This window comes from uncultured Marinobacter sp., from assembly GCF_947488835.1.
Taxonomy (GTDB): domain Bacteria; phylum Pseudomonadota; class Gammaproteobacteria; order Pseudomonadales; family Oleiphilaceae; genus Marinobacter.
In genome coordinates, this window is the sequence record NZ_CANLBK010000005.1 from 143,759 (window position 1) to 167,179 (window position 23,421).

24 protein-coding genes are annotated in these 23,421 nt (G+C 54.6%); 11 read left to right on the plus strand and 13 right to left on the minus strand.

The features are described from left to right. Positions 1–15: 15 nt before the first annotated feature. The 3 genes from glp to Q0824_RS16015 are packed head-to-tail and all read left to right on the plus strand — an operon-like array spanning position 16 to position 1,940. Positions 16–1,227, plus strand: a complete 1,212-nt coding sequence (gene glp / locus Q0824_RS16005; RefSeq protein ID WP_298453017.1) for a gephyrin-like molybdotransferase Glp — start codon at positions 16–18, stop codon at positions 1,225–1,227. Between the two features lies 1 nt (position 1,228). Then, entirely contained in the window at positions 1,229–1,489 is a 261-nt protein-coding gene (gene moaD / locus Q0824_RS16010; protein WP_298453019.1) for a molybdopterin converting factor subunit 1, read from the plus strand. Between the two features lies 1 nt (position 1,490). Then, on the plus strand, positions 1,491–1,940 hold the full coding sequence (locus tag Q0824_RS16015; protein WP_298453022.1) for a molybdenum cofactor biosynthesis protein MoaE: 450 nt from the start codon (positions 1,491–1,493) through the stop codon (positions 1,938–1,940). 163 nt (positions 1,941–2,103) lie between these two features. Here Q0824_RS16015 and mobA read toward each other — a convergent pair whose 3' ends face one another. Together mobA and trxA are read right to left on the minus strand one after the other, a co-directional pair. Next, complete coding sequence (mobA, locus tag Q0824_RS16020; RefSeq protein WP_298453025.1) at positions 2,104–2,694, minus strand: molybdenum cofactor guanylyltransferase MobA; 591 nt, start codon at positions 2,692–2,694, stop codon at positions 2,104–2,106. 70 nt (positions 2,695–2,764) lie between these two features. Beyond that, positions 2,765–3,091: a thioredoxin TrxA gene (trxA, locus tag Q0824_RS16025; protein ID WP_100639177.1), complete on the minus strand. Its 327-nt coding sequence runs from the start codon at positions 3,089–3,091 to the stop codon at positions 2,765–2,767. Positions 3,092–3,302: 211 nt separating this feature from the next. On the opposite strand from trxA, the gene ppx reads away from it, so the two are divergent. Next, positions 3,303–4,829: an exopolyphosphatase gene (gene ppx, locus Q0824_RS16030; protein ID WP_298453029.1), complete on the plus strand. Its 1,527-nt coding sequence runs from the start codon at positions 3,303–3,305 to the stop codon at positions 4,827–4,829. Between the two features lie 23 nt (positions 4,830–4,852). Here ppx and Q0824_RS16035 read toward each other — a convergent pair whose 3' ends face one another. After that, a complete protein-coding gene (locus Q0824_RS16035; RefSeq protein WP_298453032.1) occupies positions 4,853–6,829 on the minus strand; it encodes an ATP-binding cassette domain-containing protein in 1,977 nt (658 codons plus the stop codon). Positions 6,830–6,875: 46 nt separating this feature from the next. On the opposite strand from Q0824_RS16035, the gene Q0824_RS16040 reads away from it, so the two are divergent. From Q0824_RS16040 to Q0824_RS16050, 3 genes are all read left to right on the plus strand, one after another. After that, positions 6,876–7,436, plus strand: coding sequence for a TIGR02444 family protein (locus Q0824_RS16040; RefSeq protein WP_298453034.1), 561 nt, complete (start codon positions 6,876–6,878; stop codon positions 7,434–7,436). Further along, positions 7,430–7,816, plus strand: coding sequence for a DUF4124 domain-containing protein (locus Q0824_RS16045; RefSeq protein WP_298453037.1), 387 nt, complete (start codon positions 7,430–7,432; stop codon positions 7,814–7,816). Before Q0824_RS16040 ends, Q0824_RS16045 begins: the two co-directional genes overlap by 7 nt. A gap of 159 nt (positions 7,817–7,975) precedes the next feature. After that, a complete protein-coding gene (locus tag Q0824_RS16050; RefSeq protein WP_298453040.1) occupies positions 7,976–8,710 on the plus strand; it encodes an FKBP-type peptidyl-prolyl cis-trans isomerase in 735 nt (244 codons plus the stop codon). A gap of 99 nt (positions 8,711–8,809) precedes the next feature. Here the strand turns inward: Q0824_RS16050 and rsd are convergent, their stop codons facing one another. Together rsd and Q0824_RS16060 are read right to left on the minus strand one after the other, a co-directional pair. Continuing rightward, positions 8,810–9,289: a sigma D regulator gene (gene rsd, locus Q0824_RS16055; protein ID WP_298453042.1), complete on the minus strand. Its 480-nt coding sequence runs from the start codon at positions 9,287–9,289 to the stop codon at positions 8,810–8,812. 101 nt (positions 9,290–9,390) lie between these two features. Beyond that, the gene (locus Q0824_RS16060) at positions 9,391–9,897 is read right to left on the minus strand and encodes a disulfide bond formation protein B (RefSeq protein WP_298453044.1); all 507 of its coding nucleotides are present in this window, start codon (positions 9,895–9,897) and stop codon (positions 9,391–9,393) included. Positions 9,898–10,011: 114 nt separating this feature from the next. Here Q0824_RS16060 and Q0824_RS16065 point away from each other — a divergent pair, with 114 nt between their 5' ends. After that, the gene (locus tag Q0824_RS16065; protein WP_298453046.1) at positions 10,012–10,455 is read left to right on the plus strand and encodes a flagellar basal body-associated FliL family protein; all 444 of its coding nucleotides are present in this window, start codon (positions 10,012–10,014) and stop codon (positions 10,453–10,455) included. A 38-nt stretch (positions 10,456–10,493) separates the two neighbouring features. Here Q0824_RS16065 and Q0824_RS16070 read toward each other — a convergent pair whose 3' ends face one another. The 4 genes from Q0824_RS16070 to Q0824_RS16085 all read right to left on the minus strand — a co-directional run bounded on the left by Q0824_RS16070 (position 10,494) and on the right by Q0824_RS16085 (position 16,620). Continuing rightward, positions 10,494–10,712: a ribosome modulation factor gene (locus tag Q0824_RS16070; protein WP_298453048.1), complete on the minus strand. Its 219-nt coding sequence runs from the start codon at positions 10,710–10,712 to the stop codon at positions 10,494–10,496. Between the two features lie 144 nt (positions 10,713–10,856). Next, complete coding sequence (gene gshA, locus Q0824_RS16075; protein WP_298453050.1) at positions 10,857–12,410, minus strand: glutamate--cysteine ligase; 1,554 nt, start codon at positions 12,408–12,410, stop codon at positions 10,857–10,859. Between the two features lie 68 nt (positions 12,411–12,478). Beyond that, positions 12,479–14,836 carry a Tex family protein gene (locus Q0824_RS16080; RefSeq protein WP_298453053.1) on the minus strand — a complete coding sequence of 786 codons (2,358 nt, stop codon included), beginning with the start codon at positions 14,834–14,836 and terminating at the stop codon, positions 12,479–12,481. Positions 14,837–14,883: 47 nt separating this feature from the next. Further along, positions 14,884–16,620, minus strand: a complete 1,737-nt coding sequence (locus Q0824_RS16085) for a bifunctional diguanylate cyclase/phosphodiesterase (RefSeq protein ID WP_298453055.1) — start codon at positions 16,618–16,620, stop codon at positions 14,884–14,886. A 146-nt stretch (positions 16,621–16,766) separates the two neighbouring features. Between Q0824_RS16085 and rep the strand changes: the two genes are divergently transcribed. Continuing rightward, entirely contained in the window at positions 16,767–18,785 is a 2,019-nt protein-coding gene (rep, locus tag Q0824_RS16090; protein ID WP_298453057.1) for a DNA helicase Rep, read from the plus strand. A gap of 50 nt (positions 18,786–18,835) precedes the next feature. Here rep and Q0824_RS16095 read toward each other — a convergent pair whose 3' ends face one another. Beyond that, positions 18,836–19,249: a cytochrome c5 family protein gene (locus Q0824_RS16095; protein ID WP_298453060.1), complete on the minus strand. Its 414-nt coding sequence runs from the start codon at positions 19,247–19,249 to the stop codon at positions 18,836–18,838. A gap of 198 nt (positions 19,250–19,447) precedes the next feature. Between Q0824_RS16095 and Q0824_RS16100 the strand changes: the two genes are divergently transcribed. Both Q0824_RS16100 and Q0824_RS16105 read left to right on the plus strand, forming a co-directional pair. After that, on the plus strand, positions 19,448–19,786 hold the full coding sequence (locus Q0824_RS16100) for a hypothetical protein (RefSeq protein ID WP_298453062.1): 339 nt from the start codon (positions 19,448–19,450) through the stop codon (positions 19,784–19,786). 13 nt (positions 19,787–19,799) lie between these two features. Continuing rightward, positions 19,800–20,924, plus strand: coding sequence for a phospholipase A (locus tag Q0824_RS16105; protein ID WP_298453064.1), 1,125 nt, complete (start codon positions 19,800–19,802; stop codon positions 20,922–20,924). 183 nt (positions 20,925–21,107) lie between these two features. On the opposite strand, the gene Q0824_RS16110 is transcribed toward Q0824_RS16105, so the two are convergent. The 3 genes from Q0824_RS16110 to Q0824_RS16120 form a co-directional block, all read right to left on the minus strand. Further along, the gene (locus Q0824_RS16110) at positions 21,108–22,460 is read right to left on the minus strand and encodes a phosphomannomutase (RefSeq protein ID WP_298453066.1); all 1,353 of its coding nucleotides are present in this window, start codon (positions 22,458–22,460) and stop codon (positions 21,108–21,110) included. A gap of 8 nt (positions 22,461–22,468) precedes the next feature. After that, positions 22,469–22,945, minus strand: a complete 477-nt coding sequence (gene bfr / locus Q0824_RS16115) for a bacterioferritin (protein WP_298453070.1) — start codon at positions 22,943–22,945, stop codon at positions 22,469–22,471. Between the two features lie 182 nt (positions 22,946–23,127). Then, complete coding sequence (locus tag Q0824_RS16120) at positions 23,128–23,334, minus strand: bacterioferritin-associated ferredoxin (RefSeq protein ID WP_298453072.1); 207 nt, start codon at positions 23,332–23,334, stop codon at positions 23,128–23,130. Positions 23,335–23,421: the final 87 nt, after the last annotated feature.

Below are 23,421 nucleotides of genomic sequence, written 5' to 3' on the forward strand. Positions count from 1 at the left end.
CAGGGAGAGAGAACCATGGCTGCCAATCTGACACCGGTTGAAGAGGCTATTGAGCACCTTCTGAACAAGGCTCCGGTGATTGCAGAGAGCGAACGCTTGCCGCTCACCGAGAGTTTGGGGCGCATACTGGCTCAGGATTATCAGGTGCCCGCAGACGTACCGCCTGCAGATAACAGCGCGGTGGATGGCTACGCGTTACGCGCCGAGGATTACAGCCCAGGCCTGCCTCTACCAGTCTCCGACCGCATCCCCGCAGGCTCCGCCCCCAGCCCGTTAAAGCCCGGCACAGCTGCACGCATTTTTACAGGCTCGGAGGTTCCTGACGGTGCCGACACGGTCATCATGCAGGAGCGCGTGGATGTTACGGATGACGGCATTGTGATCAATGCCGAGGTGAAAACTGATCAGAACATCCGCAGGCGCGGCCAGGATCTCGCTGAGGGCAGCCTTGCCTTGGCAAAAGGCACGAAGATCAGAGCGCAGGAAATGGGCCTTCTGGCCTCCATGGGCGTGGCTGACGTTGCGGTGATGAAAAAATTGCGGGTCGCGATTCTGTCTACCGGCGATGAGTTGGTAGACCCAGGCACGCCACTGGGGCCGGGGCAGATTTACAACACCAATCGTTTTACATTGCTTGGACTGCTGGCAGACGCGGGTTGTGATGTAGTGCTATGTGAAACCCTGAGAGACACTCGCTCAGTTACTCGCGACACGCTTGAACGCGCGGCAGCGCAAGCAGACCTGATTATCACCAGCGGAGGCGTGTCCGTGGGCGAGGAGGATCACGTGCGGGCGGTGCTGGAAGAGTCTGGCGAGCTGTCGCTCTGGCGCATGGCCATCAAGCCCGGGAAACCTCTGGCATTCGGCTCGATCAAAGGTACGCCGGTACTGGGGCTGCCTGGGAACCCCGCTGCCGTACTGGTGACATTTCTGGTTGTAGGTATGCCTTACATCCGCACCTGCCAAGGGCGCATGCAGGTTCACCCTGTGGGCCAACAGGTGCCTGCTGCGTTTTCGGTTGCTTCGGCTTCCGTGCGCCGGGAGTTTGTCCGGGCACGCATAGAGTCTGTTAACGGCAACGCATGGGTCAGCGCCTACCCGAACCAGAGTTCTGGCGTGTTGAGCTCTGCCTGCTGGGCCGGCGGCTTGGCGGTGGTTCCTGAGCATGCCACAGTGGCAGAGGGTGATCTGCTGATCTACTACCCATTTACTGAGTTGTTGAGCTGATATGACTGACCAGACCCTGACTGTTCGTTTTTTTGCCCGCCTCCGGGAGGAGTTGGGTACGGAGGAACTCACGCTACCGGCAGAGAAGGAGCAGACGGCCGGCGATTTGCTGGCAGCCCTGGCTAGCCGCGGCGGGCCTTGGGCACAGCTGCAAGGCGGACAACCGGTGATGATTGCGATCAATCAGGCTATGGCGAAGCCTGCGGCGGCGGTTAAGGCCGGGGATGAAGTGGCTTTTTTCCCGCCGGTAACAGGGGGCTAATATGATTAGCATTCAGACTGAGGATTTCGACTCTGGCGCCGAGTATGCAGCTCTGCGGGACAGCGGCGCGGGCACGGGGGCTATTGCTACGTTTACCGGGCTGGTGCGGGATAGCGGCGATACGCAGGATGTATCCGGGTTGTTTCTGGAGCACTATCCGGGGATGACGGAGCAGGTAATTGCAGGGCTGATTGAGGAGGCTTCGCGGCGCTGGGATGTGCGGAAGGCTCGGGTGATCCATCGAGTTGGGCGGTTGTTGCTGCAGGAGCAGATTGTGTTTGTGGGGGTTTGCAGTGCCCATCGGGCGGATGCGTTTGCGGCTTGTGAGTTTATTATGGACGCTTTGAAGACGTCGGCGCCGTTTTGGAAGAAGGAGCTTTCTGAGGCTGGAGAGCATTGGGTGGAGCAGAAGGCTTCGGATGTTGCTCGGGGTGAGGCTTGGAAGACGTAGGCTTTGGTGTTTTCCTGCCGGTCTTTGGCGGGCACCCCTTCCCGAAAAACGCTGTAGATACGTCCTTGTACGCTTGGCTCCGCCATCCATGGCTCCGCACATTTTCGGGAAGGGGTGCCCGCCAAAGCCCTGGTTTGTGCCAAGTCCTCTTGCCTTATTTTGGCTAACTCTCAAGGTCTTCTGGGCGATTTCGGTTTTTGAACGCTTCTTCGGCATCTGCGCAATCCAGAATCCTGGTGCCGGCACTTTCAGCGAATACCATAACTCTTCGATTGTCTTCTCTAAGTTGGGCTTCCAGCCGGTTGATAAGTGAAACAGGAAACACACCGTGCAAGGGGTGGGATTTTCCTTTGCATTGGGCGATAACCGGGGCGTTAGGCTGTTCTTCCCAGGCTGTTAATAAACGTTTGAATACGCTGGGCTGCATGCCAGGAGTGTCGCAGGGGCAGACAAGCACAGCATCGAAGCCGCGTTTTCTCGCTTCGGCCAGGCCTGCTAGCAGGCCGGCAAGGGGGCCCTGGCCTTTGAATTCCGGGGTGTCTTGCAGTACGTCGCCCAGCCGGCGGTAGTCTTGCAATGAGCGGTTGGCACTGATGAGTAGTGGGGCGGCAACACTGCTCAGGGCTTCGGCTACCCAATGGGCCATTGGGCGTTCGCGCCAAAGCATGAGGCCTTTGTCTTGGCCGTTCATGCGGGTTCCGGCGCCGCCGGCGAGCAGCAGGGCGCAGACTTTTTCCGAATTTGTTTGGGTCATGACAGGTCCAAGCAAAAAAAACCGCCCAAGAGCGTGGCCCAGGGGCGGTTTTCAGGCCATCAGGATGCAATCAGAGATTGCTGTCCAGGAATGCCGCAAGCTGGGACTTGGACAGTGCGCCGACTTTGGTGGCGTCAACATTGCCGTTTTTAAACAACATCAGAGTCGGGATGCCGCGGATGTTGAACTTGGGCGGGGTCTGCTCGTTTTCATCGATGTTGAGCTTGCATACTTTCAGTTTGCCAGCGTATTCGTCGGCAATTTCTTCAAGTACCGGCGCAATCATTTTGCAAGGACCACACCACTCCGCCCAGTAATCTACCAACACGGGCACGTCAGACTGAAGTACGTCCTGTTCAAAAGATGCATCCGTTACATTTACAATATTTCCGCTCATTTCAATTTTCCTGATTAATGCTTTGGTGACTACTTTACGCGATTGGTCCCGCGTATGTGAAGCAGTAGATCCACCGGCTTGAATCCACAATCTTCTGACCTCAATCAAATTGATCATCTTTCCGCTTGTCGTACAGCGGTGCATTGACTGACATATACCGGGATTATCGCTTATAGTACGCGCAAGTTCTTACCAAAGGATCCTGACCACCGTGACGGACACTTCTTCCGCCGAAAACGCAGCTGCGCCACCAGACATGCTTGCGTCCATTGATATGGGCTCGAACAGTTTCCACATGGTTGTGGCCCGACTGGTTCAGGGCGAAATCCGAACCATGGAAAGAATGGGCGAAAAAGTTCAGCTGGGCGACGGTCTTGATGCCGACAACAACCTGACGGAAGAAGCTCAGCAACGCGGCCTGGACTGTCTGCGGCGGTTCGCCCAGCGCCTCAACGGCACACCACCGGAAGGCGTTCAGATAGTGGGCACCAATGCCCTAAGGGTGGCACGCAACGCCAACCAGTTTATTGCCCGGGCGGAGGAAGTTCTGGGCTATCCGGCGGAGATTATTGCAGGCCGGGAAGAGGCTCGCCTTATCTATTTAGGCGTCTCGCACACGCTGTCTGACGATGCTGGCCGGCGCCTCGTGGTCGACATAGGTGGCGGCAGTACCGAGCTGATTATTGGTGAACGCTTTGAACCTCAAGAGCTGGAAAGCCTTCACATGGGCTGCGTGTCTTTCCGGAACCGGTATTTTGCCGACGGCCGGATTACCCGCAAGCAAATGGATAACGCCATTACTCATGCGGAACAGGAGCTGCTGGGTATTCGCCGGCGCTTTCGATCAGTGGGATGGGAAAGCTCTGTCGGCGCATCCGGCTCGATCAAAGCCATTTGCAATGTGCTGGCAACCCTGAAGATCACCGATGGCACCGTAACCTGGAGTGCCATGGAGGAGCTGCGGCGGCGGCTGGTGGATATGGGCAGCGTCGAAAAACTGGGTGAGCTGGGGCTGCGGCCTGATCGACAAAACATCTTCCCCGCTGGCTTTGCCATTCTTATGGGTGTATTCCAATCACTGAATATTCAGGAAATGACCTATACAGATGGCGCCCTTCGGGAAGGCCTTCTGTACGGAATCGCCGGCAGAATCAAGCATGAGGATGTGCGGGAGCGCAGCATTTCAGCGCTGCAAGAGCGATATCAAGCAGACCAGAGCCACGGGGCTGCAGTAGAAGCAACCGCTGTTGCCGCATGGGCGCAAATTGCGAAGTATTGGGGGCTGAACACCCCTGCCGATGAAGAGGCTCTGCGCTGGGCCTGCCGGCTCCACGAAATAGGCCTCGCCATTTCTCACAGCCAGTACCACAAACACGGCGGCTATCTTCTGCGCTACTCCGATCTGGCCGGTTTTACCCAGCAGGCACAAATGGAGTTGGCGATTCTGGTGCGTGGCCATCGGCGCAAATTTAGTTCGTCCATTTTTGAAGGAGTCGACCCTGGTGATCTGGAACGACTGAGGCATCTCTGCATTCTGGTGCGATTGGCCGTGCTGATCCAGCATTCACGAAATCTGGAGCCGCCACCGGACTTCACCTTGGAGCCAAGAGAAGATGGTCTTTTGCTGACGTTCCCGGAAGGCTGGTTTGATGAGCGCCCGCTCACCTATGCCGATCTGATGAACGAGCAAGAATACCTCGCCAAGCAGAACTTTGTGCTTGAGCTAGCGGGCGGCTAACAGGCTGACGGGAGGGATACGAATTACCCTCCCAACTCCTCTTCCATCGCCTCGACCGTTTCACTGACCTCCAGCCATTCCGCTTCGGTATCTTCGAGCTTGCCTTTCGCCTCTGACTGTTTGGCCAGCAGCTCTTTCAAGCGGACTTTAGACCCATCACCGTACACAGATGGATCGGCAAGTTCCGTTTCGAGATTGCCTAGTATCTCATTCAGGGAATCCATCTGCTTTTCCAATGCTATCTGGCGCTTGCGATATGGACTTAACTTCTGCCTGAGTGCTGCTTCTGCACGCTTGCGGGCTTTTCTGTCGTCGGCACTTTCTCCCACTGCGATGTCTGATTCAGCCCCTGGCGCATCCTCGGCTTTCTGGATACCGGTCAACTGCCGTTTTGGTGCTTCAGTATCGTCTTTTCGGCGGTCTGCCAGCCAACTTTCGTAATCTTCAAGATCGCCCTGGTACTCCACAACGCGGCCATCATTAACCAACCAGAATTCATCAACGGTATTACGCAGCAAGTGCCTGTCGTGGGATACCACCACAATGGCACCCTCAAAGTTCTGCAGAGCCATGGTTAATGCCTGGCGCATTTCCAGATCAAGGTGGTTGGTCGGCTCATCCAGCAAAAGCAGGTTAGGCTTTTGCCAGGCAATTACCGCCAGGGCAACTCGAGCTTTTTCACCACCCGAGAAGGACCGGATAGGACTTAAGGCCTCATCTCCATGGAAATCGAACCCACCCAGGAAGTTGCGAATGCTCTGTTCGGAAGCTCGCGGCGACAAGCGCTGTAGGTGCAGGAAGGGGCTGGCATCGAGATCCAGAGATTCAAGTTGGTGCTGTGCAAAATAGCCTATTGCCAAATGCTCACCACAAGTACGCTCACCAGAGAGCAGAGTGCTTGAGACGCCCTGCTCACCCTGCCCCAGCAAGGCATCCATCAAGGTGGATTTGCCGGCACCGTTCGGCCCCAACAGGCCTATGCGGCTGCCCGGCAAAAGAGTCAGGTTGATGTTGCTGAGTATGGTGGTGTCACCGTGCCCCGCCTGCCCGTGCCTTATTGATAGCAGCGGATTCGATACTTTGTCTGCCATCGGGAATTCGAAACTGAACGGCGAATCGATATGTGCTGGGGCAATCTTCTCCATCCGCTCCAACGATTTGACCCGGCTTTGAGCCTGACGGGCTTTGGTCGCCTTGGCTTTAAAGCGATCAATAAAGCGCTGTATCTCTGCAATTCTTGCTTGCTGCTTTTCAAAACCTGCCTGTTGTTGCGCAAGCCTTTCGCCGCGTTGAAGCTCGAACCCAGAGTAATTACCCGTATACACCTCCAGCTTGCGCTGATCAAAATGCACCACATGGGTAGCTACCCGGTCCATAAAGTCCCGGTCGTGGGAAATGAACAACAGGGTGCCATCATAACGACGCAGCCAGTTTTCGAGCCAAAGGCAAGCATCCAGATCCAGATGGTTGGTTGGCTCATCAAGCAGCAGCAGATCTGAAGGGCGCATCAGTGCCTGAGCAAGGTTCAGGCGAATGCGCCAGCCACCAGAAAACGCAGAAACAGGCCGATCGGCATCTTCATTCTGAAAACCCAGGCCTCGCAGCAGGGATTCTGCGCGCCTTGCGGCAGACCAGGCTTCGTGTATATCCAACTCACCGTGAATGTGCGCAATGGCATTGTCATCGCCTCGGGCTTCAGCTTGTTCAAGCTCTCGTTCAAGCCGGCGCAGATCAATATCGCCATCAAGAACGAAGTCTCTCGCGCTTCGCCCTGTTGCTTCAACTTCCTGCGCCATATGGGCAATACGGGTACCGCCAGGCAGTGACACACTGCCCTGCTCGGGTGACAGTTGCCCCAGTAGTAACTGAAACAGGCTGGATTTACCGGCACCATTGGCGCCCACAATTGCCACACGCTGGCCAGATTGCACTGTCAGAGCAACAGCATCTAGCAACCAGACGCCACCCCGTTGTAAACTGAGATCGGTTATCGTTAACATGTTGTCATATAATCAACGTGAAATTGTCAGAGTCGGTTCATTGCCCATGCCAGCCCGTTCTCAAGCCAACCAGGGTTTACCGTTAAAAACCATGGCGTTGCCGGCAGACCTGGAGCCAGACAACCCCCTTTGGCAATTTGCATTGGCGTTCTGGCATCATTCGCTGGCGCAAGAAACGTGTCTGGCCTTACAAAATGAGGGCTGGAGCGTAACACGAATTTTATGCGCGGGATGGCTTGCACTCAACGGCAGGGCATATACCGGTATCGAAGAGGCTACGGTAACAGAGTGGCGCGATCGTGTAACCGGCAGCTTGCGAGCCATTCGCATGTCGGTGCCCAAGGCGCAGGCAGCTTATAGTGCCCTGCGCACAAACCTGGCCAGCCTTGAGCTGGAGGCTGAGCGCATAGAATTGGCTATAGCCTGGCGGTCTTTTAAAGACCCTAAACTGGAACAACGCAACATGTACGTATGTGACGAGCTTATCCAGTCCAACCTTGCCGCGGCCGCACCGGCAGCCGGCATAAAGCAGGGCACCAAACAGCGACTCAATACACTGGTCGATATCTTTTCCGCCTTTGCTTCGGGCGAGGTACAGCCATGCTGATCAAATGGCTTGTCCGGCTGGCGTTCCCGGCTCTTGGGCTGCTAATGCTGCTTATGTTCTTTGGTCTGAATGAAGCAGAGCAGGCATCTGAGCCTGTCGCCAAAGAAACCCAGTCAGGAATGCCTGCGTTTGAAGGCCTGGTTCCTTCTCCAGTGCCAACTGAAGGCCCCGACATAGTATTCAAATGGCAGGATACTGATGGCAATTGGCATTACGCCGATCAACCACCAGAACACGGTCCCTGGAACACGCTGGCCATTGAAAGGATGGACAAGCAACGGTCGCCCTCGAGAATCTCGAACCCTGAGACCGACTGGCAATCTCCTTACAGCGCACCCTTCTCCCTTAGCCCTCCCGGCGCCGTGAATAATGAAAGTTAAGGATCTGAAAACCCCGACAAGGAACAATCTGTAGCGCCTTAACAGATGTTCAGTGGAATCTGCGCTCAGAACCCGTTACCTTTTCCCACCTGACAAACACAATACGTGGGCCACGGCCCTCTCCGCTATAAAACCGTCATAACCCAAAAGGATGATGTAATGAAGAAAACGCTGCTTGCATTGGCGATAACCGGCTTGGTTGCCGGCTGCTCAACTCCTCCTGAAACTCCGGCGGATCCAAAGCTGGACTCTACCGATCAGAAGGTTAGCTATGGCATGGGCCTGGTACTGGGCGAACGCATGGGCAACGACCTGCCAAACCTGCAAATGGATCAGTTCCTTCAGGGCATCCAGCATGGACACGCAGGCGATGACGAAACCAAGCGCATGAGCCGTGAAGAGATCCAGCAAGCACTGATGGAATACCAGCAGACTCTGCAGGAAGAGCAGGGTAAGCAAATGGAAGAGCTGGCCCAGAAAAACCGCGAAGCCGGTGATACCTTCCTTGCCGAAAACGCTGAGCGCGACGGCATAGAAACAACCGAATCCGGCCTCCAGTATGAAGTTCTGGAAGAAGGCAATGGCGTGAAACCTGGTGCAACCGATATGGTGCAGGTGCACTACACCGGCGAACTTCTCTCTGGTGAGGTTTTTGACAGCTCCCGTGAACGCGGCGAGCCTGTAACCTTTGGCCTGAACCAGGTCATTCCCGGCTGGACCGAAGGCCTGCAGCTAATGAGCGAGGGTGCCCGTTACAAGCTATACATCCCGTCTGACCTGGCGTACGGCCCAGGCGGAAGCCGAGCGATTGGCCCTAACGAAACCTTGGTGTTTGATGTAGAGCTGCTAGCCATTAACCCGGATGCAAACGAAGAAGGTTCTGCCTCCGAGTAATACGGAAAGCCGAGCTTCAGCTTGTCTGAAGCCACAAAAAAGCCTCAGAGCGTTCGCGCTACTGAGGCTTTTTTATATCCCTTCAGATCTCTGAACAGTTCAGACCGCTGCTACTTTATCTGCATGCACAGTATGGAGGTGCTGTATCAGGAAGTCCTCCATTTCAAATCGGCTCTCCAGGGTTTCACCCAGGTGAGAAAGCTGTTCAAACAGGGCTGTGATGTCCTGTTCGGATAAATCGCCCTCCCCCAACTGGTCGTTGAAGTTGAGTGCCACCTCTGTGGTTTCTTCAATGCGGGGGTATACCTTGCCTGCCAGCTCCAGACCTCCGTCGTTGAACTCCCGAGCCTCTCTGACCAGCTGCTCATATATTTCGAAATGGCCTGTCGAAACATAGTCCACCAATACCTCGCACAAGCGGACAAACTTTTGCTTCAGAGCTTCGGTTTGCGAGAAGTCGCTTTCTGCGGACAAATCGCAGTAATGAACCAGCAACTCCTGACGATCCTTGAGCCAGCGATCAATAAGCTCGCTGACGCCACCCCAGCGCTCCCTGGCATTTCGGCAATTTTCCAACATGACACCCGTTCTCCGCTTGGAAACCCTAACATTGGGCCTGACGCTGATATTGGTTAAGTCCGGATCAAGTTACCCCATGCTGGCCACCGGCCGCAACCGTTTCAGCTAACCAGCCAGGTTTTCACACGACCCCGGTGAATGAGCATCGTCAGCCCCAGAATCACCAACAGGAGGAAAAATACAGCGGTCCAACCAGGAATGCTCAATCCAAGGAAGCGCCAAACCACGGCAGCGCAGTCTCCGGTGCCCTTGAGTGCGGTAGACAGCACCTCCATAACCGGCAGCACCTCCAGCATATAATCCACAGAGGGGCCGCAGGCAGGCGCTTGATCAGCGGGCAAGCTCTGCAACCACAATTGGCGACCGGCCATGCCCAGCCCGGCACCAGCGGTTATTGCCAGCAACAGACCGTAAACACGCACTCCCAACTCTCCGGGCCCGTGCAACGCCGCCACCAGGCTCACCAAACCCACGCCCATAAAACCAAAGCGCTGGAGCCAACACAAGGGACAGGGCTCAAGCCCCATTACGTGCTCCATATAAAACGCCACACCCAACAACCCGGCGCAGACAACAAAAACGAGTGCAAAAATTGCTCTTACTTTCACAAAGATTCCTCAGTTTTACACAAATGCGCTGTCCAGCCTGCTATTCTCGGTCTATCCGGCGGAAACGCTGCTAATTTTGTCACTAAACCCTAAACCATAACGAACTGCAAGCCTATGACACCCCAGCCAAAATTCGTTCTATTCAGTATCGTCCTACTGCTTTTTGCACTCTCCACAGCCTGGGCGGAAGAAGCTACCAACGAGGAAGGGGAAGCCACCGAAAAATCAGGCACCACGGATTATATTGCCATGGACCCTGCCTTTGTAACCCATGTTGGCACCCCGGGTGGCAAACTGACTTACCTGAAAGCAGCGGTGAGCCTCAGAGCCTCTCAAAAGACAACACGACCTGCCGTGGAAGCCCACATGCCAAGGCTGCGCCATGAGCTTGTAATGCTGTTTGGTGAGCAGACAGATACGGCCACGCTGACCACGATGGACGGCCAGCAAGCGCTGCGAGAAGAAGCCAAATTACGAATAAACGGGGTGCTGGAAGAGCAGCAAACCGGCGAAGCCATTACCGGCGTGCTGTTTACAGAATTTGTTGTACAGAAGTAGTACAAGCAAAGCGTGAACTGATACAGAACCAGCGCGCTTCAGGCTATACGGGAATACAGGCCGTTATCCCCGAGGGCATTTTCTTCCTGGACAACCTCACCGGCATCCTCCCAGCCAGACTCCCAGGCGGCTACAACAACTTCGCCACGATAGGGGCAGCGAGTTTTGTCCATTCCCATGGACGCTGCCATATATCCCTGACGATAGGCTTTGTTCAGCGCTTCAACATCCCAGCCGAGCTTTATATCCCTTGCCATGCCAATTCTCCCTTAAGCCAATGCTAATGAATCTAGCACCAGCGTCAGAAAGTGACAAATATTTGCACACCTTCTGTGAAGCAGGCCCGCGGATTTTACAATTCTGCAAAATCCGCTTTATGCAAAAACGATAGCCTATTCCAGTCAGGAGCGAAGATACTGCTCCAGAAAATCACTGAACGCTAAAGTATCTGAAGCTTCAATCTGTTGCTGCTGCGCCAGTGAGTCCTTGGCCGCGGCAACAAATGACGCATTTACGCCAGCATCCATGCCTTCCTTGCGAAGCATATTCTGGTGTTTGAGCGCCATGTCCATTGTCCAGTCCCGGTGGCCGAGCCCAGACGCCTGCATCGCATCAACAACCCGGGCAGACGGCACCTGGCGATCACCCGACAGAACACTTCGCTGGGCTGACAGAGCCTTGCGATAAACCTCTCCACCGTTCCAGCCATCCAGTATTTCAGCCAGCGGTTCAAGACCATCCAGAATCGCTGTTGCAGCTTCACCAACGGGCGTGCGCTCACCTGCCCGGCACAGCTTGAGCTCGTGATGACGCCCGTTGGAGACAACGTCTTTGTAGTTGTCATCCAGCATGACGCACTCCGCATCGCTGATTTTAGGCGATTCGGACAGCAAGCAATCCAGCAGAAAGAGATCAAGGAAGTCGACCTGGGCCTCGTTGACACCCACTGGGGAGAAGGGATCGAGATCCAGGCAGCGCACTTCAATGTACTCTACACCGCGGGATTCGAGCGCGTGAATCGGCTTTTCTCCACTTCGGGCAGTGCGCTTGGGACGCACGGCGCTGTAATACTCATTCTCAATCTGCAAAACGCTGGTGTTTATCTGGATAAACTCACCATCACGCTGCGTGCCAATCGCTTCGTAAGCCGGCCAGTTGGTATGAATGGCTCTATCCAGCGTTTGGGTGTAGGTGCTGAGCTTATTGAAACAGATATTCAACGATGACTGAGCGTTGTTGTGATAACCCAAATCACTCATGCGTAACGAGGTGGCTGTCTCGCCAAACCAGCTCCGCTCACCGCACCTGGCCAGATCATGACTCACGCCGTCTACAAAGCTCGCATCCAGGGCTGGTGAGGCGCCGAACAAAAGCATCAGCAACCAGCTTCTGCGTCGGAAATTGCGAATGAGCCAAAAATACTGATCGGACTTGAAGTCTTTCATGCTTTGCTGGTCACCCAGCGCGCGCTGCCAGATTTCCATAAAGCTGTCAGGTAACGAGAGATTGTAGTGAGTGCCGGCGATGCTTTGCATCATCCGTCCGTACCTCACCGCCAACCCCTGTCGGTATACATGCTTCATCCGCCCGGTATTGGACGAGCCATACTCTGCAATGGGGATACTGGCATCGCCATTCAGCTCACAGGGCATACTGGCCGGCCAGAAAACCTCATCGCCCAGGTTCTGTTGCACGAACCGATGGGTGTTGCGCAGCGACTCCATCATCTCGGACGTGCTGCTGCACACAGGCGTTATCAGTTCGAGCAAGGCTTCGGAATAATCCGTTGTGATGGTCGGATGCGTAAGCGCAGAGCCCAAGGCCTCCGGGTGCGGCGTTTGTGCGATGAAACCGTTGCGGTCAACGCGCAAACCTTCTTTCTCTACCCCTTTCAGAAACCCGTTCCAGTCGCTGGCTGCGAACTGGCGGAATACAGAGTGGCGGGATTCAGCCATGATTGACTCCTGCTGCAACCGGCGGTGCCTTGTGGGCGGTGCCGGCTGTTGGATATATTTTAAACGAGCTAACGCTTGTCTTTACGAGCCGACGCAAATGCCTGAGCCAATGCGCCCCCCATGGCACCCTGCCCGGCATTCTGACCAGCACCCTTATTCTGGTTCTGTGGTGCTGGTCGGCCTGCCGACTGCCCCGCACGGTTGCTGGCTGACTTGCCCGGCGCCGAGCGCTTCGACTCCGCCTTTTCACCGGGCTGGTCGTCCATACGCATGGAAAGAGCAATCCGCTTGCGAGGGATATCCACCTCCATCACCTTAACCTTTACAATATCCCCGGCCTTGACGACTTCCCGGGGGTCTTTGATAAAGGTATGGGAAAGTGCCGATATATGCACCAGCCCGTCCTGATGGACGCCAATGTCTACAAACGCGCCAAAATTCGTCACATTGGTAACAGAACCTTCCAGAATCATGCCTGGTACGAGATCGCCCAGTGTTTCCACGCCTTCTTCAAAGCTTGCGGAACGGAATTCGGGGCGCGGGTCGCGGCCAGGCTTTTCAAGTTCGGAGAGAATATCCCGAATGGTCGGCACACCGAACCGATCTGTTACGTAATCCTGGGGATTCAGACCACGCAAGAACGCGGAATCGCCAACAATGTTATCAACTTTCCGGTTATTCTTTGCCGCAATACTCTCAACCACTCCGTATGCTTCCGGATGCACAGATGAGCGGTCCAATGGATTCTCACCGCTGGCGATGCGCAGAAAGCCTGCAGCCTGTTCAAACGTGCGCGCGCCCAATCGGGGCACCTTCAATAACTGCTTACGATTACGGAACATGCCGTTCTGGTTGCGGTACTCAATGATATTCTGCGCGATGGTCTGATTCAGACCCGACACCCTTGCCAACAAAGGTGTGGAGGCTGTGTTCAGATCAACGCCAACACCATTCACACAATCCTCAACCACTGCATCCAGGCTGCGGGAAAGCTGAACCTGAGATACGTCGTGCTGATACTGACCTACCCCAATTGACTTGGGTTCAATTTTCACCAGTTCGGCCAGTGGGTCCTGCAACCGTCGGGCAATGGAGACAGCACCACGAATGGTCACATCCAGATCTGGCAATTCCTTGGAAGCAAACTCGGAAGCTGAATAGATTGATGCGCCAGACTCACTCACAACAATGCGCGCCAGCTTTAGCTCCGGGTAGCGCTTGCTGAGATCGCCCACCAGCTTTTCGGTCTCTCGGGAGGCTGTGCCATTACCGATGGCCACCAGCTCAATTTTGTATTCACGACACCAGGCCGCGAGCTTCTCAATGGAACTGTCCCACTGGTTTTTGGGGGCGTGGGGAAAAATAGCCCCATGCCCTGCTACCTGGCCGGTGCCATCAATGATGGCAACTTTCACGCCGGTGCGTAGCCCAGGGTCCAGGCCAAGGGTCGGACGGGGCCCAGCGGGCGCCAGCAACAGCAAATCTTTCAGGTTGGCAGCAAATACGTTAATGGCTTCGGTTTCGGCCGCTTCACGTACCTGGGTCATAAGATCTGTTTCGATCTGTGTGGACAGCTTAACTCGCCAGGTCCAGCGCACTACTTCTGACAGCCATTTATCGGCGGCACGGCCGTTATCACGGATGTTCCAGCGGGCTGCAATACGTTGCTCCGCGGGGTGCGGTTGACGGCGATCATCTTCCACGTCGCCCACAACCAGCGTGTAGGCAAGAATGCCTTCGTTACGACCACGCAGTATTGCCAGAGCACGGTGTGAAGGCACTTTTTTCAAGGGTTCAACGTGATCGAAGTAATCCCGGAATTTGGCACCTTCGTTTTCCTTGCCCTCAATCACGGTGACTTTTAACTGACCTTGCTGCCAGATGAGATCACGCAGCTCACCTAAAAGCTCTGCATCTTCGGCGAAGCGCTCCATCAGGATAAAGCGGGCGCCGTCGAGGGCGGCTTTGGTGTCTGCAACGCCTGCATCCGCATTGATATAGCTTTCAGCTGTGGTTTCCGGCTCAAGGGTAGGATTGCCATATAAGGCATCGGCCAGAGGCTCCAGACCTGCCTCCCGGGCAATCTGGGCCTTGGTGCGGCGTTTTGGCTTATAAGGTAGGTAAAGATCCTCCAACCGGTTCTTGGCATCGGCACTTTCAATGCTGCTACGCAGTTCGTCGGTCAGCTTGCCCTGCTCCTCAATGCTCTTGAGGATGGTGCTACGACGATCTTCCAGTTCCCGGAGATAGCGCAGGCGCTCTTCAAGCGACCGCAACTGGCTGTCATCCAGAGAACCCGTCACCTCTTTACGGTAACGGGCAATAAACGGAACGGTGGAACCTTCGTCCAGCAGGGCGATGGTGGCATTAACCTGTTGCTCGCGTACGCCGAGTTCGTCAGCTATGCGCCTGGAGATACTGTTCATGCAACCTCTGTGATGCGTTTCTGATAAAGCAGCAAAGGTACAGCGGCTTACAGTTGCAGGCAAGCGGACTCGCCACGCTTGTTCAGGAATTGCACAAGGTCAACCCAGGGCATGGGGCGGGCATAATAGTAACCCTGTATTTCATCACAGTGCTGTTGGCGCAGAAACTCAAGCTGGCCTTCCGTTTCGACACCTTCGGCTACCACACTGATCTGGAGGCTATGAGCCAGGCTGATAATCGCACGGATAATGTGCTCGGCATCCGCAGAATTACCAAGATCCTGCACAAACGACTTATCGATTTTCACCAGCGAGATTGGCAGGTGCTGAAGATTACTGAGAGAGGAATAGCCAGTGCCAAAATCATCCAGGGCGAAACTGATACCCAGCTGGTTAAGCTCCCGCAGGCAACGTTGTGCGTATTCAGGGTCGTGCATCATTGCGCTTTCCGTTAATTCCAGTTCCAGCAAACTGGTATCAACGTTGGCATTGAAAATGATGCGAAATATCGTTTCCGTCATTTTTCTATCATGAAACTGCCGGAACGAAAGGTTCACCGCGAACACCAAACCGGGGTACCCGATTTCTGCCGACTCCTGCAGGCGCTTGCAGGCCTGTTCAATCACCCAATAACCAATCGGAACGATCAAGCCGCTGCGCTCGGCAACAGGAATGAACTCGTCGGGCCCAACCAAACCACGCTCTGGATGGTTCCAGCGCAACAGGCACTCAACACCACGCACCTCGTTACTGGCCAGATCGATTCTTGGCTGATAATACAACTCCAGCTCATTGCCCCTGAGCGCATTGCGAAGGTCCGCTTCCAGTCTGAGTTGGTACCCGGCAGAAATGTGCAACTGCCGGTCGTAAAAGCGGTAACTGCTACCAGGATCCCGCTTGGCCTCAAACATTGCCCGGTTTGCCCGGCGCATGAGGTTTTCGGGGCTGTCTCCGGACTCCGGAAAAGTGGCCACACCCAGGCTGGCACTGACAACCACACTCTGGCTATCAATTGATATTGGCTCATCCAGCACCTGCACAATCTTGCGAATAATCTGGGTGATGTCCAAGGTATCTTCAAGCTTTTCAACAATAATGGCGAGTTCGTCACCGCCAATGCGCATCAGAGAATCCACACGACGCAGCGCCAGTCGAACCTTGGCAGCTACTTTGATCATCAGCTGATCGCTTTTCTGATAACCAAAGGATTCATTAATACTGCGAAAATCATCAATATTGAGATGCAAAAGCGCCAGCCGATGGTTCCCGCGCTGAGCTCTGTGTAACGCTTGCTGCAGCCTGTCAAAAAACAGATCCCGGTTAATGAACCCACTCGCCACCCCCCGACCCAAGAGGCTGTGGGCCGAGTTCGCCAACTGCTCCTGATACCAGAGGCATTTTACTGCCCGGCGAAAATTCCAGGCATCAAGTTCCTGACGGCTCAAATAATCGGATGCACCACTACAAATCAAGCTTGCCGCACGCTCACGGGACGTTTCCGCACCCAGTGCCAATATCGGGCGATCGCCACTGGCAACTGCCAGATACTGCAAAAATGAGGATTCAGGGCCACCATGGAATGAGCAATCCCAAACCAGAACATCGAACTTCGCGTTGCGGATAAGATCGTCACAATCCAAAAGCTCCGGGCACCAGGTTGAATCCGTACGAATCTCAGGCTCTTCCGCCAACAGAGCGTTGAGCCAGAGAAAATCGGTATAATCCGGTGTCAGAACCAGAAGGCGGAGCTGGTCTGAGCCAACAGTTTCCAGTGGCAAGGTCATTAAGCAGAATCCATGGGTACGTGAACAACAATCCTGTTCTGTTAAAAGAATAGCTGATAGATCGACAAGGTACAGAAAGTCTGGCTGGTGTAGACTAATGTCCTAGTAAGACAACCCCCGTCTCAAACCATTCTGGCAATGTATTTGTGAACAAACTCAACCCGCGACAAAATGAAGCAGTCCGCTACACCGACGGCCCTTTGCTGGTGCTGGCCGGTGCAGGCAGCGGGAAGACCAGCGTAATCACCCGAAAAATCGCCTATCTGATTGAACACCTTGGCATTCCGGGGCGCCACATTGCGGCCGTTACCTTCACCAATAAGGCGGCCCGCGAGATGAAAGAACGGGTGAGCCGGATTGTCGACCGTAAACTGGCTCGCGGGTTGATTGTCTCCACTTTCCACAACCTCGGGCTGAACATGATCCGGGAGGAGCATACCCACCTGGGCTACCACCCGGGATTTTCTATTTTCGATGCAGAAGATGCCAAAGCCCTTATACGGGATCTGATGCTTCGGGAGGCCAGCGCCGATGCCGGCGACGAGCTTAACGATGTGCAGATGACCATATCGTCCTGGAAAAACGCCCTGCGCGGGCCAGCGGAAGCCTACAGCAAAGCGGCGGATGAGCGGGAGCAGCGCATTGCCATTGTGTACAAGCATTATAACGAGTACCTGAAGGCATACAACGCGGTCGACTTCGACGACCTGATTCTGTTGCCTGTGCAACTCTTCCGAAACAATCCCGAGGTGCTGGCGAAGTGGCGCAAAAAAATACGCTACATGCTGGTCGATGAATACCAGGACACGAACATTTGCCAGTACGAACTGGTGAGGATGCTGGTTGCCGAGCGCGCGGCGTTCACCGTTGTTGGCGATGATGACCAATCCATATACGCCTGGCGTGGGGCACGTCCGGAAAACCTGGCGCAATTGAAGGAAGACTTCCCGAGCCTGAAGATTGTAAAGCTTGAGCAGAACTATCGTTCTACATCGCGCATTCTGCGGGCCGCCAACACGGTTATCGCCAATAATCCACACGTATTCGAAAAAGCCCTTTGGAGCGACCACACCATCGGCGATGAAATCCGCATTGTACGGTGCCGCAACGAAGATGCAGAAACCGAAAGAGTGGCCACCGAAATCCTCGACCAAAAGCTGAAAAAAGGGCTGGCATTCAAAGACTTTGCAGTGCTTTACCGGGGCAACCACCAAGCCCGGCTTCTGGAAATGAAGCTGCAGGCTTATCAGATTCCCTATCATATCTCAGGGGGGCAGTCGTTTTTCTCGAAAAACGAGATTAAAGACGCCATGTCTTACCTGCGCCTGTTGATCAATCCGGATGATGATGCCGCATTCCTCCGCGTAGTGAACGTACCAAGGCGTGAAATCGGCCCGCGCACTCTTGAGCAACTTAGCCACTACGCCCGGGCGCGCAACGTCAGCCTGTTTAAATCCCTGGGAGACATGGGCGCGGAATCGCACGTAACCGAGAAAGGCCTGGATCGCCTGCGCCGGTTTGCGCACTGGGTGGATGTCACCTGTGAGCGTCTGCACAGCGAAAACCCGGTGCCCGTCATCAAGCAGTTATTCACGGATATCGAGTACGAAGAATGGCTGCACCAGCACTCTGGCACGCCCAAACAGGCGGAACGCCGCATGGAGAACATCTGGTACTTGGTGGAATCCATCCAGCGCATGCTGGAGGACGGCAAGGGCACTGCCGATGAGCTGGGCATAGAAGACGCCATCACCAAGTTGATTCTGCGCGATATGATGGAACAGCGGGAAGAAGAGGATGACAGCGATAAAGTACAACTGCTGACACTCCACGCATCAAAGGGCCTGGAGTTCCCCCACGTATTTATTTTGGGGCTAGAGGAGGAAATCCTGCCGCACCGGTCCAGCATTGAAGAAGGCAACGTAGAAGAAGAACGACGCCTGATGTACGTGGGCATTACCCGCGCAAAAGAAACCCTCACCCTGACCTACGCCGCCCAACGCAGGCAGTATGGCGAAAAAATCGAAACTATTCCCAGCCGATTTCTGGATGAACTGCCCCCCGACGACGTGCGCTGGGAGGGCACAGGCGATCTGGATGTTGAAGCCAACCAGAAGAAGGGCAAAGCAACCTTAAGCGCCCTGCTTGGTGATTTAGGGTTATAAAACGCAAAAAACCCCGCCGGAGCGGGGTTTTTGCAATGAGTGTGCTGGCGTTACTTACTCTCAGCCACTATATGCTCGACCGCAGCAACAATTTCTTCATCTGAACAGCTGGCACAGCCACCTTTAGCTGGCATGGCATTAAAGCCATTGATGGCATGATCGATCAGAGTATCCATACCCTGGTCAACACGAGGAGCCCAGTCACCGGCATTACCGATCACAGGTGCACCTGCCGCACCTGTGGTGTGACACGCCATGCACACAGCGTCGTATACTTCGCTGCCTGAGCGAGGTCCGGAGCTTGCCGTTTGGGTAGCAGCCGCAGCTTCGCCACACTCTTCACCCTGCAGGCACACTTCGCCTACTGGCTGAATGCGCGCACGGATTTCATCTTCAACACTTGCCATGACGGCTCCGGCCGTAATGCCAAAACCAAGCAGTACGACAGCCAGGACTCTCTTCATCTTCACAATGCACCTCGCCTTTGAGCGTTATAATCTTTGGTTGCCGCATTATAGCGACTGAATCCCGGCAAAAAAACCGAATAGCAAAATCATAAATTGATTTCCACCATTTATATTGCCATTACGTAAGCGTGGAGACTCTTTCTGGCCATCCGGTTACCATGTTGCAGCTTACTCAGTATTTCCAGGATCCGACCCATGAATAACCCGGAGAAACCCTCCCCACATCCCCTGCGCAAGGCGCTGCTGATTACAGAGTTCAGCGCGTTGGCAGTGTTGCTGACATCGATGGGCTGGTTCTCAAGTCAGACAGATACCGGCCATAGTATCAATCCGGCGTGGCTGCTGATACCCGCTATTGCAAGCCTTGGTGTTTTCATCAGTTTTATTGGTCTTATGTATTTACGCTGGGTTGTGGCAGCAAGTGCCGAAAACCAGCTCCGACATAAGCTTGTTTTTGCGCTCCTGGCCCTCACCCTTATCGGAGTTTGGGTTTACGGCATTGCCAGTACCTGGCTCAGCCTCAATGCAACATAGAGAGACCTCGAATATGCTCAAACGCCCTTATGCCATGCTTTCAAAGGCAGCTGCGCTTGCCTGTCTGTGGCCAACACTGGCGGTTGCACAGGGGGATTCGCACGCTGGAGAACACGGGCTTTCCTCCCCGAAAGACTGCGCGCTGATAAACGAAGGCGTGCCGCGCCTAGCCTGTTACGACTCGTTCAATAATCCCAAAATGGCACGAGACACGGCACCGGAGCAACAGGTTGAGGAAGCCGAGGAGGCCGCTGACAATTTAGCGCCTGACCGTCAGAATCTGGAGAATACGGGTACAGCATCAGACGAAGATGACCCTGACCGAAACGTAATGGGCAACATGGTGGATCGCAGCGTTAATGCAGAAAAAGCGCTGTTTTCCTTTTCAGGCAGTTTTATCAGCCACCGCCCCTCTTATATCCTCCCGGTTACCTGGATGGATGACACCAACCAAACACCAACCAGCCCCAGACTGGGGACGACAGGTTACGATTACGAACTCGAAAATGAGGAAGCCAAGTATCAAATAAGTTTCAAGGTTCCTTTGCTGACGGGCTGGCTGGAGGACCGCACGACGTTATGGTTCGGTTATACACAGCGTTCTTTCTGGCAGGTGTATAACAAGGATGATTCTGCGCCGTTCCGGGAGACCAACTATGAGCCGGAGGTTTTTTTGCGGCATCAAACCAACTGGAATCTGGGAGCGGTAACCCTGAGTGGTGTGACGATTGGGATGAATCACCAGTCTAATGGGCAGTCGGAGCCCCGTTCACGGAGTTGGAACAGGGTGAAAGCCAGCGCCGGCTTTACGAGTGGGCGCTGGCTATTTGTTGTTGAGCCCTGGTATCGGATTCCTGAAGACAGTAAAGATGATAATGAGGATATCGAGCGGTATCTTGGGCATGCGAACTACGGCGTGATTTATAAGCTTGCCGAGGATCGGACATTCTCTTTGAATCTGATGAACAATTTGCGTTCGGATAATCGTACGTCGGTGGAGTTTGGTTATAGCTTTCCGTTGGGGGGTACGATTAAGGGGTTCTTCCAGTATTACAATGGGTATGGGGAGAGTCTGATTGACTACAATCATCGGATTGAGCGGTTTGGGCTTGGGATTATGCTGAACGATTGGCTTTGAGTTTGGTGCCTGGCCGGGCTGCCGGTGGGGCGGCGGTCGGAAACACGCTGTGGATACGTCCGTGTACGCTTGGCTACGCCATCCATGGCTTCGCACAGTTTCCGACCGCCGCCCCACCGACATCCCAGCGCTAGATCAGGTGGCCGACCTAGCTTCCACTCACGGCCACTTAATCAATCGCAACTACTTATTCAACCGCTCCATTTCTGCAAGCAGCTCTTCAGTTTTAGCCTTCATCAGTGGTATGTCAGCACGGGATTCCACGTTCAAGCGAACGACGGGCTCGGTGTTGGACATGCGCAGGTTGAAGCGCCAGTTGTCGAATTCCACGCTTAAGCCATCTACATAGCTCACGCTCTTTGCGTCGGCGCCGTATTTTTCTTCAATCGCAGCGATGACCTTAGGGGGGTTATCGATGGTGCGGTTGATTTCGCCGCTGGCCGGGTAGGCTTCGATTCGGGCGTCGATGAGGGATGAGAACGGCTTACCGGACTGGCACAGGCGTTCGGCGAGCAGCAACCAGGGAATCATGCCGCTGTCGCAGTATGCGAAGTCGCGGAAGTAGTGGTGGGCGCTCATTTCCCCGCCGTATACGGCGTCTTCGTCGCGCATGCGCTGTTTGATGAAGGCGTGGCCGGTTTTGCTTTCGATGGCTTTGCCGCCTGCAGCCTCTACCAGATCCAGGGTGTTCCAGATCAGCCTTGGGTCGTGGATGACTTTGCCGGGGCCAGTTTTGCGCAGGAACTGATCTGCCAGCAGGCCAACGATGTAGTAGCCTTCAATGAAGCGGCCGTTTTCGTCGAAGAAGAAGCAGCGGTCGAAATCGCCGTCCCAGGCGATGCCCATGGCGGCACCGTGCTCGATGACGGCGTCGGCTGTGGCCGCGCGGTTTTCTTCGAGGATGGGATTGGGTACGCCGTTAGGGAAGTTGCCGTCTGGCTGGTGGTGAACTTTGATGAACTCAAAAGGCAGATGCTTTTCGAGTTGGTCGATCACCAGGCCAGCGCCACCATTGCCGGCGTTAACGACAATTTTCATGGGCTTCAGGGCAGCCGCGTCTACATAACCCAAAAGATGATCTATGTAGGCACTGGTGACTTCCAGTGGCTCATAACGCCCTTGCACCCGCGCATCCCCAAAGGGCTCTCGCACTCTGTCGCGGATGTCGTTCAGACCATTGTCAGAGCTGATAGGGCGGGATCCCGGCCCAACCATTTTCATTCCGTTGTGGTTTTTGGGGTTGTGGCTGGCAGTCACCATAATGCCGCCGTCCATTCCGTAATGGTTGGTAGCAAAGTACACATGCTCTGTGCCGCACAAGCCAATATCGAATACATCCGCACCTGCGGCCATCAAGCCCGAGCTCAAGGCTTCAGTGATTTCGTGGCTTGAGAGGCGAATGTCGTATCCGACAATAACCTTCCTGGCGCCGGTGATTTCCACGTAGGCTCGCCCGATGCGTTCTGCCAGAACCGGGTTCAACTGCTCTGGAACACTGCCGCGCAGGTCATAGGCTTTGAAACAGGACAAATCCATTGTCTGGTTTACTCCGATGCAGAAGACTGAAGTTGGATATAGTTTTGGATGCCCATCTGGCTGATCATTTCAAGCTGGGTTTCCAGCCAGTCGATGTGTTCTTCTTCACTATCGAGGATGCTGCGGAACAACTCGCGACTGGTGAAGTCCTGCACTTCTTCGCAGTAGATAATGGCTTCTTTCAGATCCACATGGGCGATGTGTTCAATTTTGAGGTCGCAGGCGATCATTTCCTCAACGTTCTCGCCAATCATCAGCTTGTTCAGATCTTGCAGGTTGGGCAGGCCTTCCAGGAACAGGATGCGCTCGATCAACTGATCAGCGTGCTTCATCTCATCGATGGACTCTTCGTATTCCTTGGCCGCGAGTTTGGTGATGCCCCAATCTTTGTACATGCGCGAATGCAGGAAATACTGGTTGATGGCCGTCAGTTCGTTGGCAAGGACTTTGTTCAGATACTGGATGACTTTCTTGTCGCCTTTCATTGCAGCACTCCTTGATCTCAGCCGGCTCATTCTCCCTTCACTGACGAAAGGCCTGCCCGGCTGTTTGATTCAGGTTCGGTGAGCCTTCAACGCTCTGGTTGACTAACTCTCTCGTCACCCGACAAGGATAGCGCGTTACGGCGCATTACAAAATTGCAGAAAGGAAATAAAGGCCAGTCGGGTCAGGCGGGGCTTGCCAGCATGTTCGCCAGGGCCAGGTAATCCGGTGAGCGGCTTTCTCGCAGTATGCCCCGCGCCATACTGGCGCAACGCCCGCACTGGGTGCCTACGCCAAGCTCTTTACCAAGCTGACGCATCGAGGAAACACCATTATCTGCGGCTGCTCGGATGTCTCTGTCTGTCACTCCGTGGCATAGGCATACGTACATAATGCAATCTCACCATCAACACTAAAGGTAGTGATAATTATTATCATTAGCATCAAAGATTGCAAGCGTGTTGTGTTAATTTTGTGC

Bases quoted from the DNA above. Each gene is read 5' to 3' on its own strand.
- glp (WP_298453017.1), top strand. From the start codon at position 16: ATGGCTGCCAATCTGACACCGGTTGAAGAGGCTATTGAGCACCTTCTG.
- moaD (WP_298453019.1), top strand. From the start codon at position 1,229: ATGACTGACCAGACCCTGACTGTTCGTTTTTTTGCCCGCCTCCGGGAG.
- Q0824_RS16015 (WP_298453022.1), top strand. From the start codon at position 1,491: ATGATTAGCATTCAGACTGAGGATTTCGACTCTGGCGCCGAGTATGCA.
- mobA (WP_298453025.1), bottom strand. From the start codon at position 2,694: ATGACCCAAACAAATTCGGAAAAAGTCTGCGCCCTGCTGCTCGCCGGC.
- trxA (WP_100639177.1), bottom strand. From the start codon at position 3,091: ATGAGCGGAAATATTGTAAATGTAACGGATGCATCTTTTGAACAGGAC.
- Q0824_RS16035 (WP_298453032.1), bottom strand. From the start codon at position 6,829: ATGTTAACGATAACCGATCTCAGTTTACAACGGGGTGGCGTCTGGTTG.
- Q0824_RS16040 (WP_298453034.1), top strand. From the start codon at position 6,876: ATGCCAGCCCGTTCTCAAGCCAACCAGGGTTTACCGTTAAAAACCATG.
- Q0824_RS16045 (WP_298453037.1), top strand. From the start codon at position 7,430: ATGCTGATCAAATGGCTTGTCCGGCTGGCGTTCCCGGCTCTTGGGCTG.
- Q0824_RS16050 (WP_298453040.1), top strand. From the start codon at position 7,976: ATGAAGAAAACGCTGCTTGCATTGGCGATAACCGGCTTGGTTGCCGGC.
- rsd (WP_298453042.1), bottom strand. From the start codon at position 9,289: ATGTTGGAAAATTGCCGAAATGCCAGGGAGCGCTGGGGTGGCGTCAGC.
- Q0824_RS16065 (WP_298453046.1), top strand. From the start codon at position 10,012: ATGACACCCCAGCCAAAATTCGTTCTATTCAGTATCGTCCTACTGCTT.
- Q0824_RS16070 (WP_298453048.1), bottom strand. From the start codon at position 10,712: ATGGCAAGGGATATAAAGCTCGGCTGGGATGTTGAAGCGCTGAACAAA.
- gshA (WP_298453050.1), bottom strand. From the start codon at position 12,410: ATGGCTGAATCCCGCCACTCTGTATTCCGCCAGTTCGCAGCCAGCGAC.
- Q0824_RS16080 (WP_298453053.1), bottom strand. From the start codon at position 14,836: ATGAACAGTATCTCCAGGCGCATAGCTGACGAACTCGGCGTACGCGAG.
- Q0824_RS16085 (WP_298453055.1), bottom strand. From the start codon at position 16,620: ATGACCTTGCCACTGGAAACTGTTGGCTCAGACCAGCTCCGCCTTCTG.
- Q0824_RS16095 (WP_298453060.1), bottom strand. From the start codon at position 19,249: ATGAAGAGAGTCCTGGCTGTCGTACTGCTTGGTTTTGGCATTACGGCC.
- Q0824_RS16100 (WP_298453062.1), top strand. From the start codon at position 19,448: ATGAATAACCCGGAGAAACCCTCCCCACATCCCCTGCGCAAGGCGCTG.
- Q0824_RS16105 (WP_298453064.1), top strand. From the start codon at position 19,800: ATGCTCAAACGCCCTTATGCCATGCTTTCAAAGGCAGCTGCGCTTGCC.
- Q0824_RS16110 (WP_298453066.1), bottom strand. From the start codon at position 22,460: ATGGATTTGTCCTGTTTCAAAGCCTATGACCTGCGCGGCAGTGTTCCA.
- bfr (WP_298453070.1), bottom strand. From the start codon at position 22,945: ATGAAAGGCGACAAGAAAGTCATCCAGTATCTGAACAAAGTCCTTGCC.
- Q0824_RS16120 (WP_298453072.1), bottom strand. From the start codon at position 23,334: ATGTACGTATGCCTATGCCACGGAGTGACAGACAGAGACATCCGAGCA.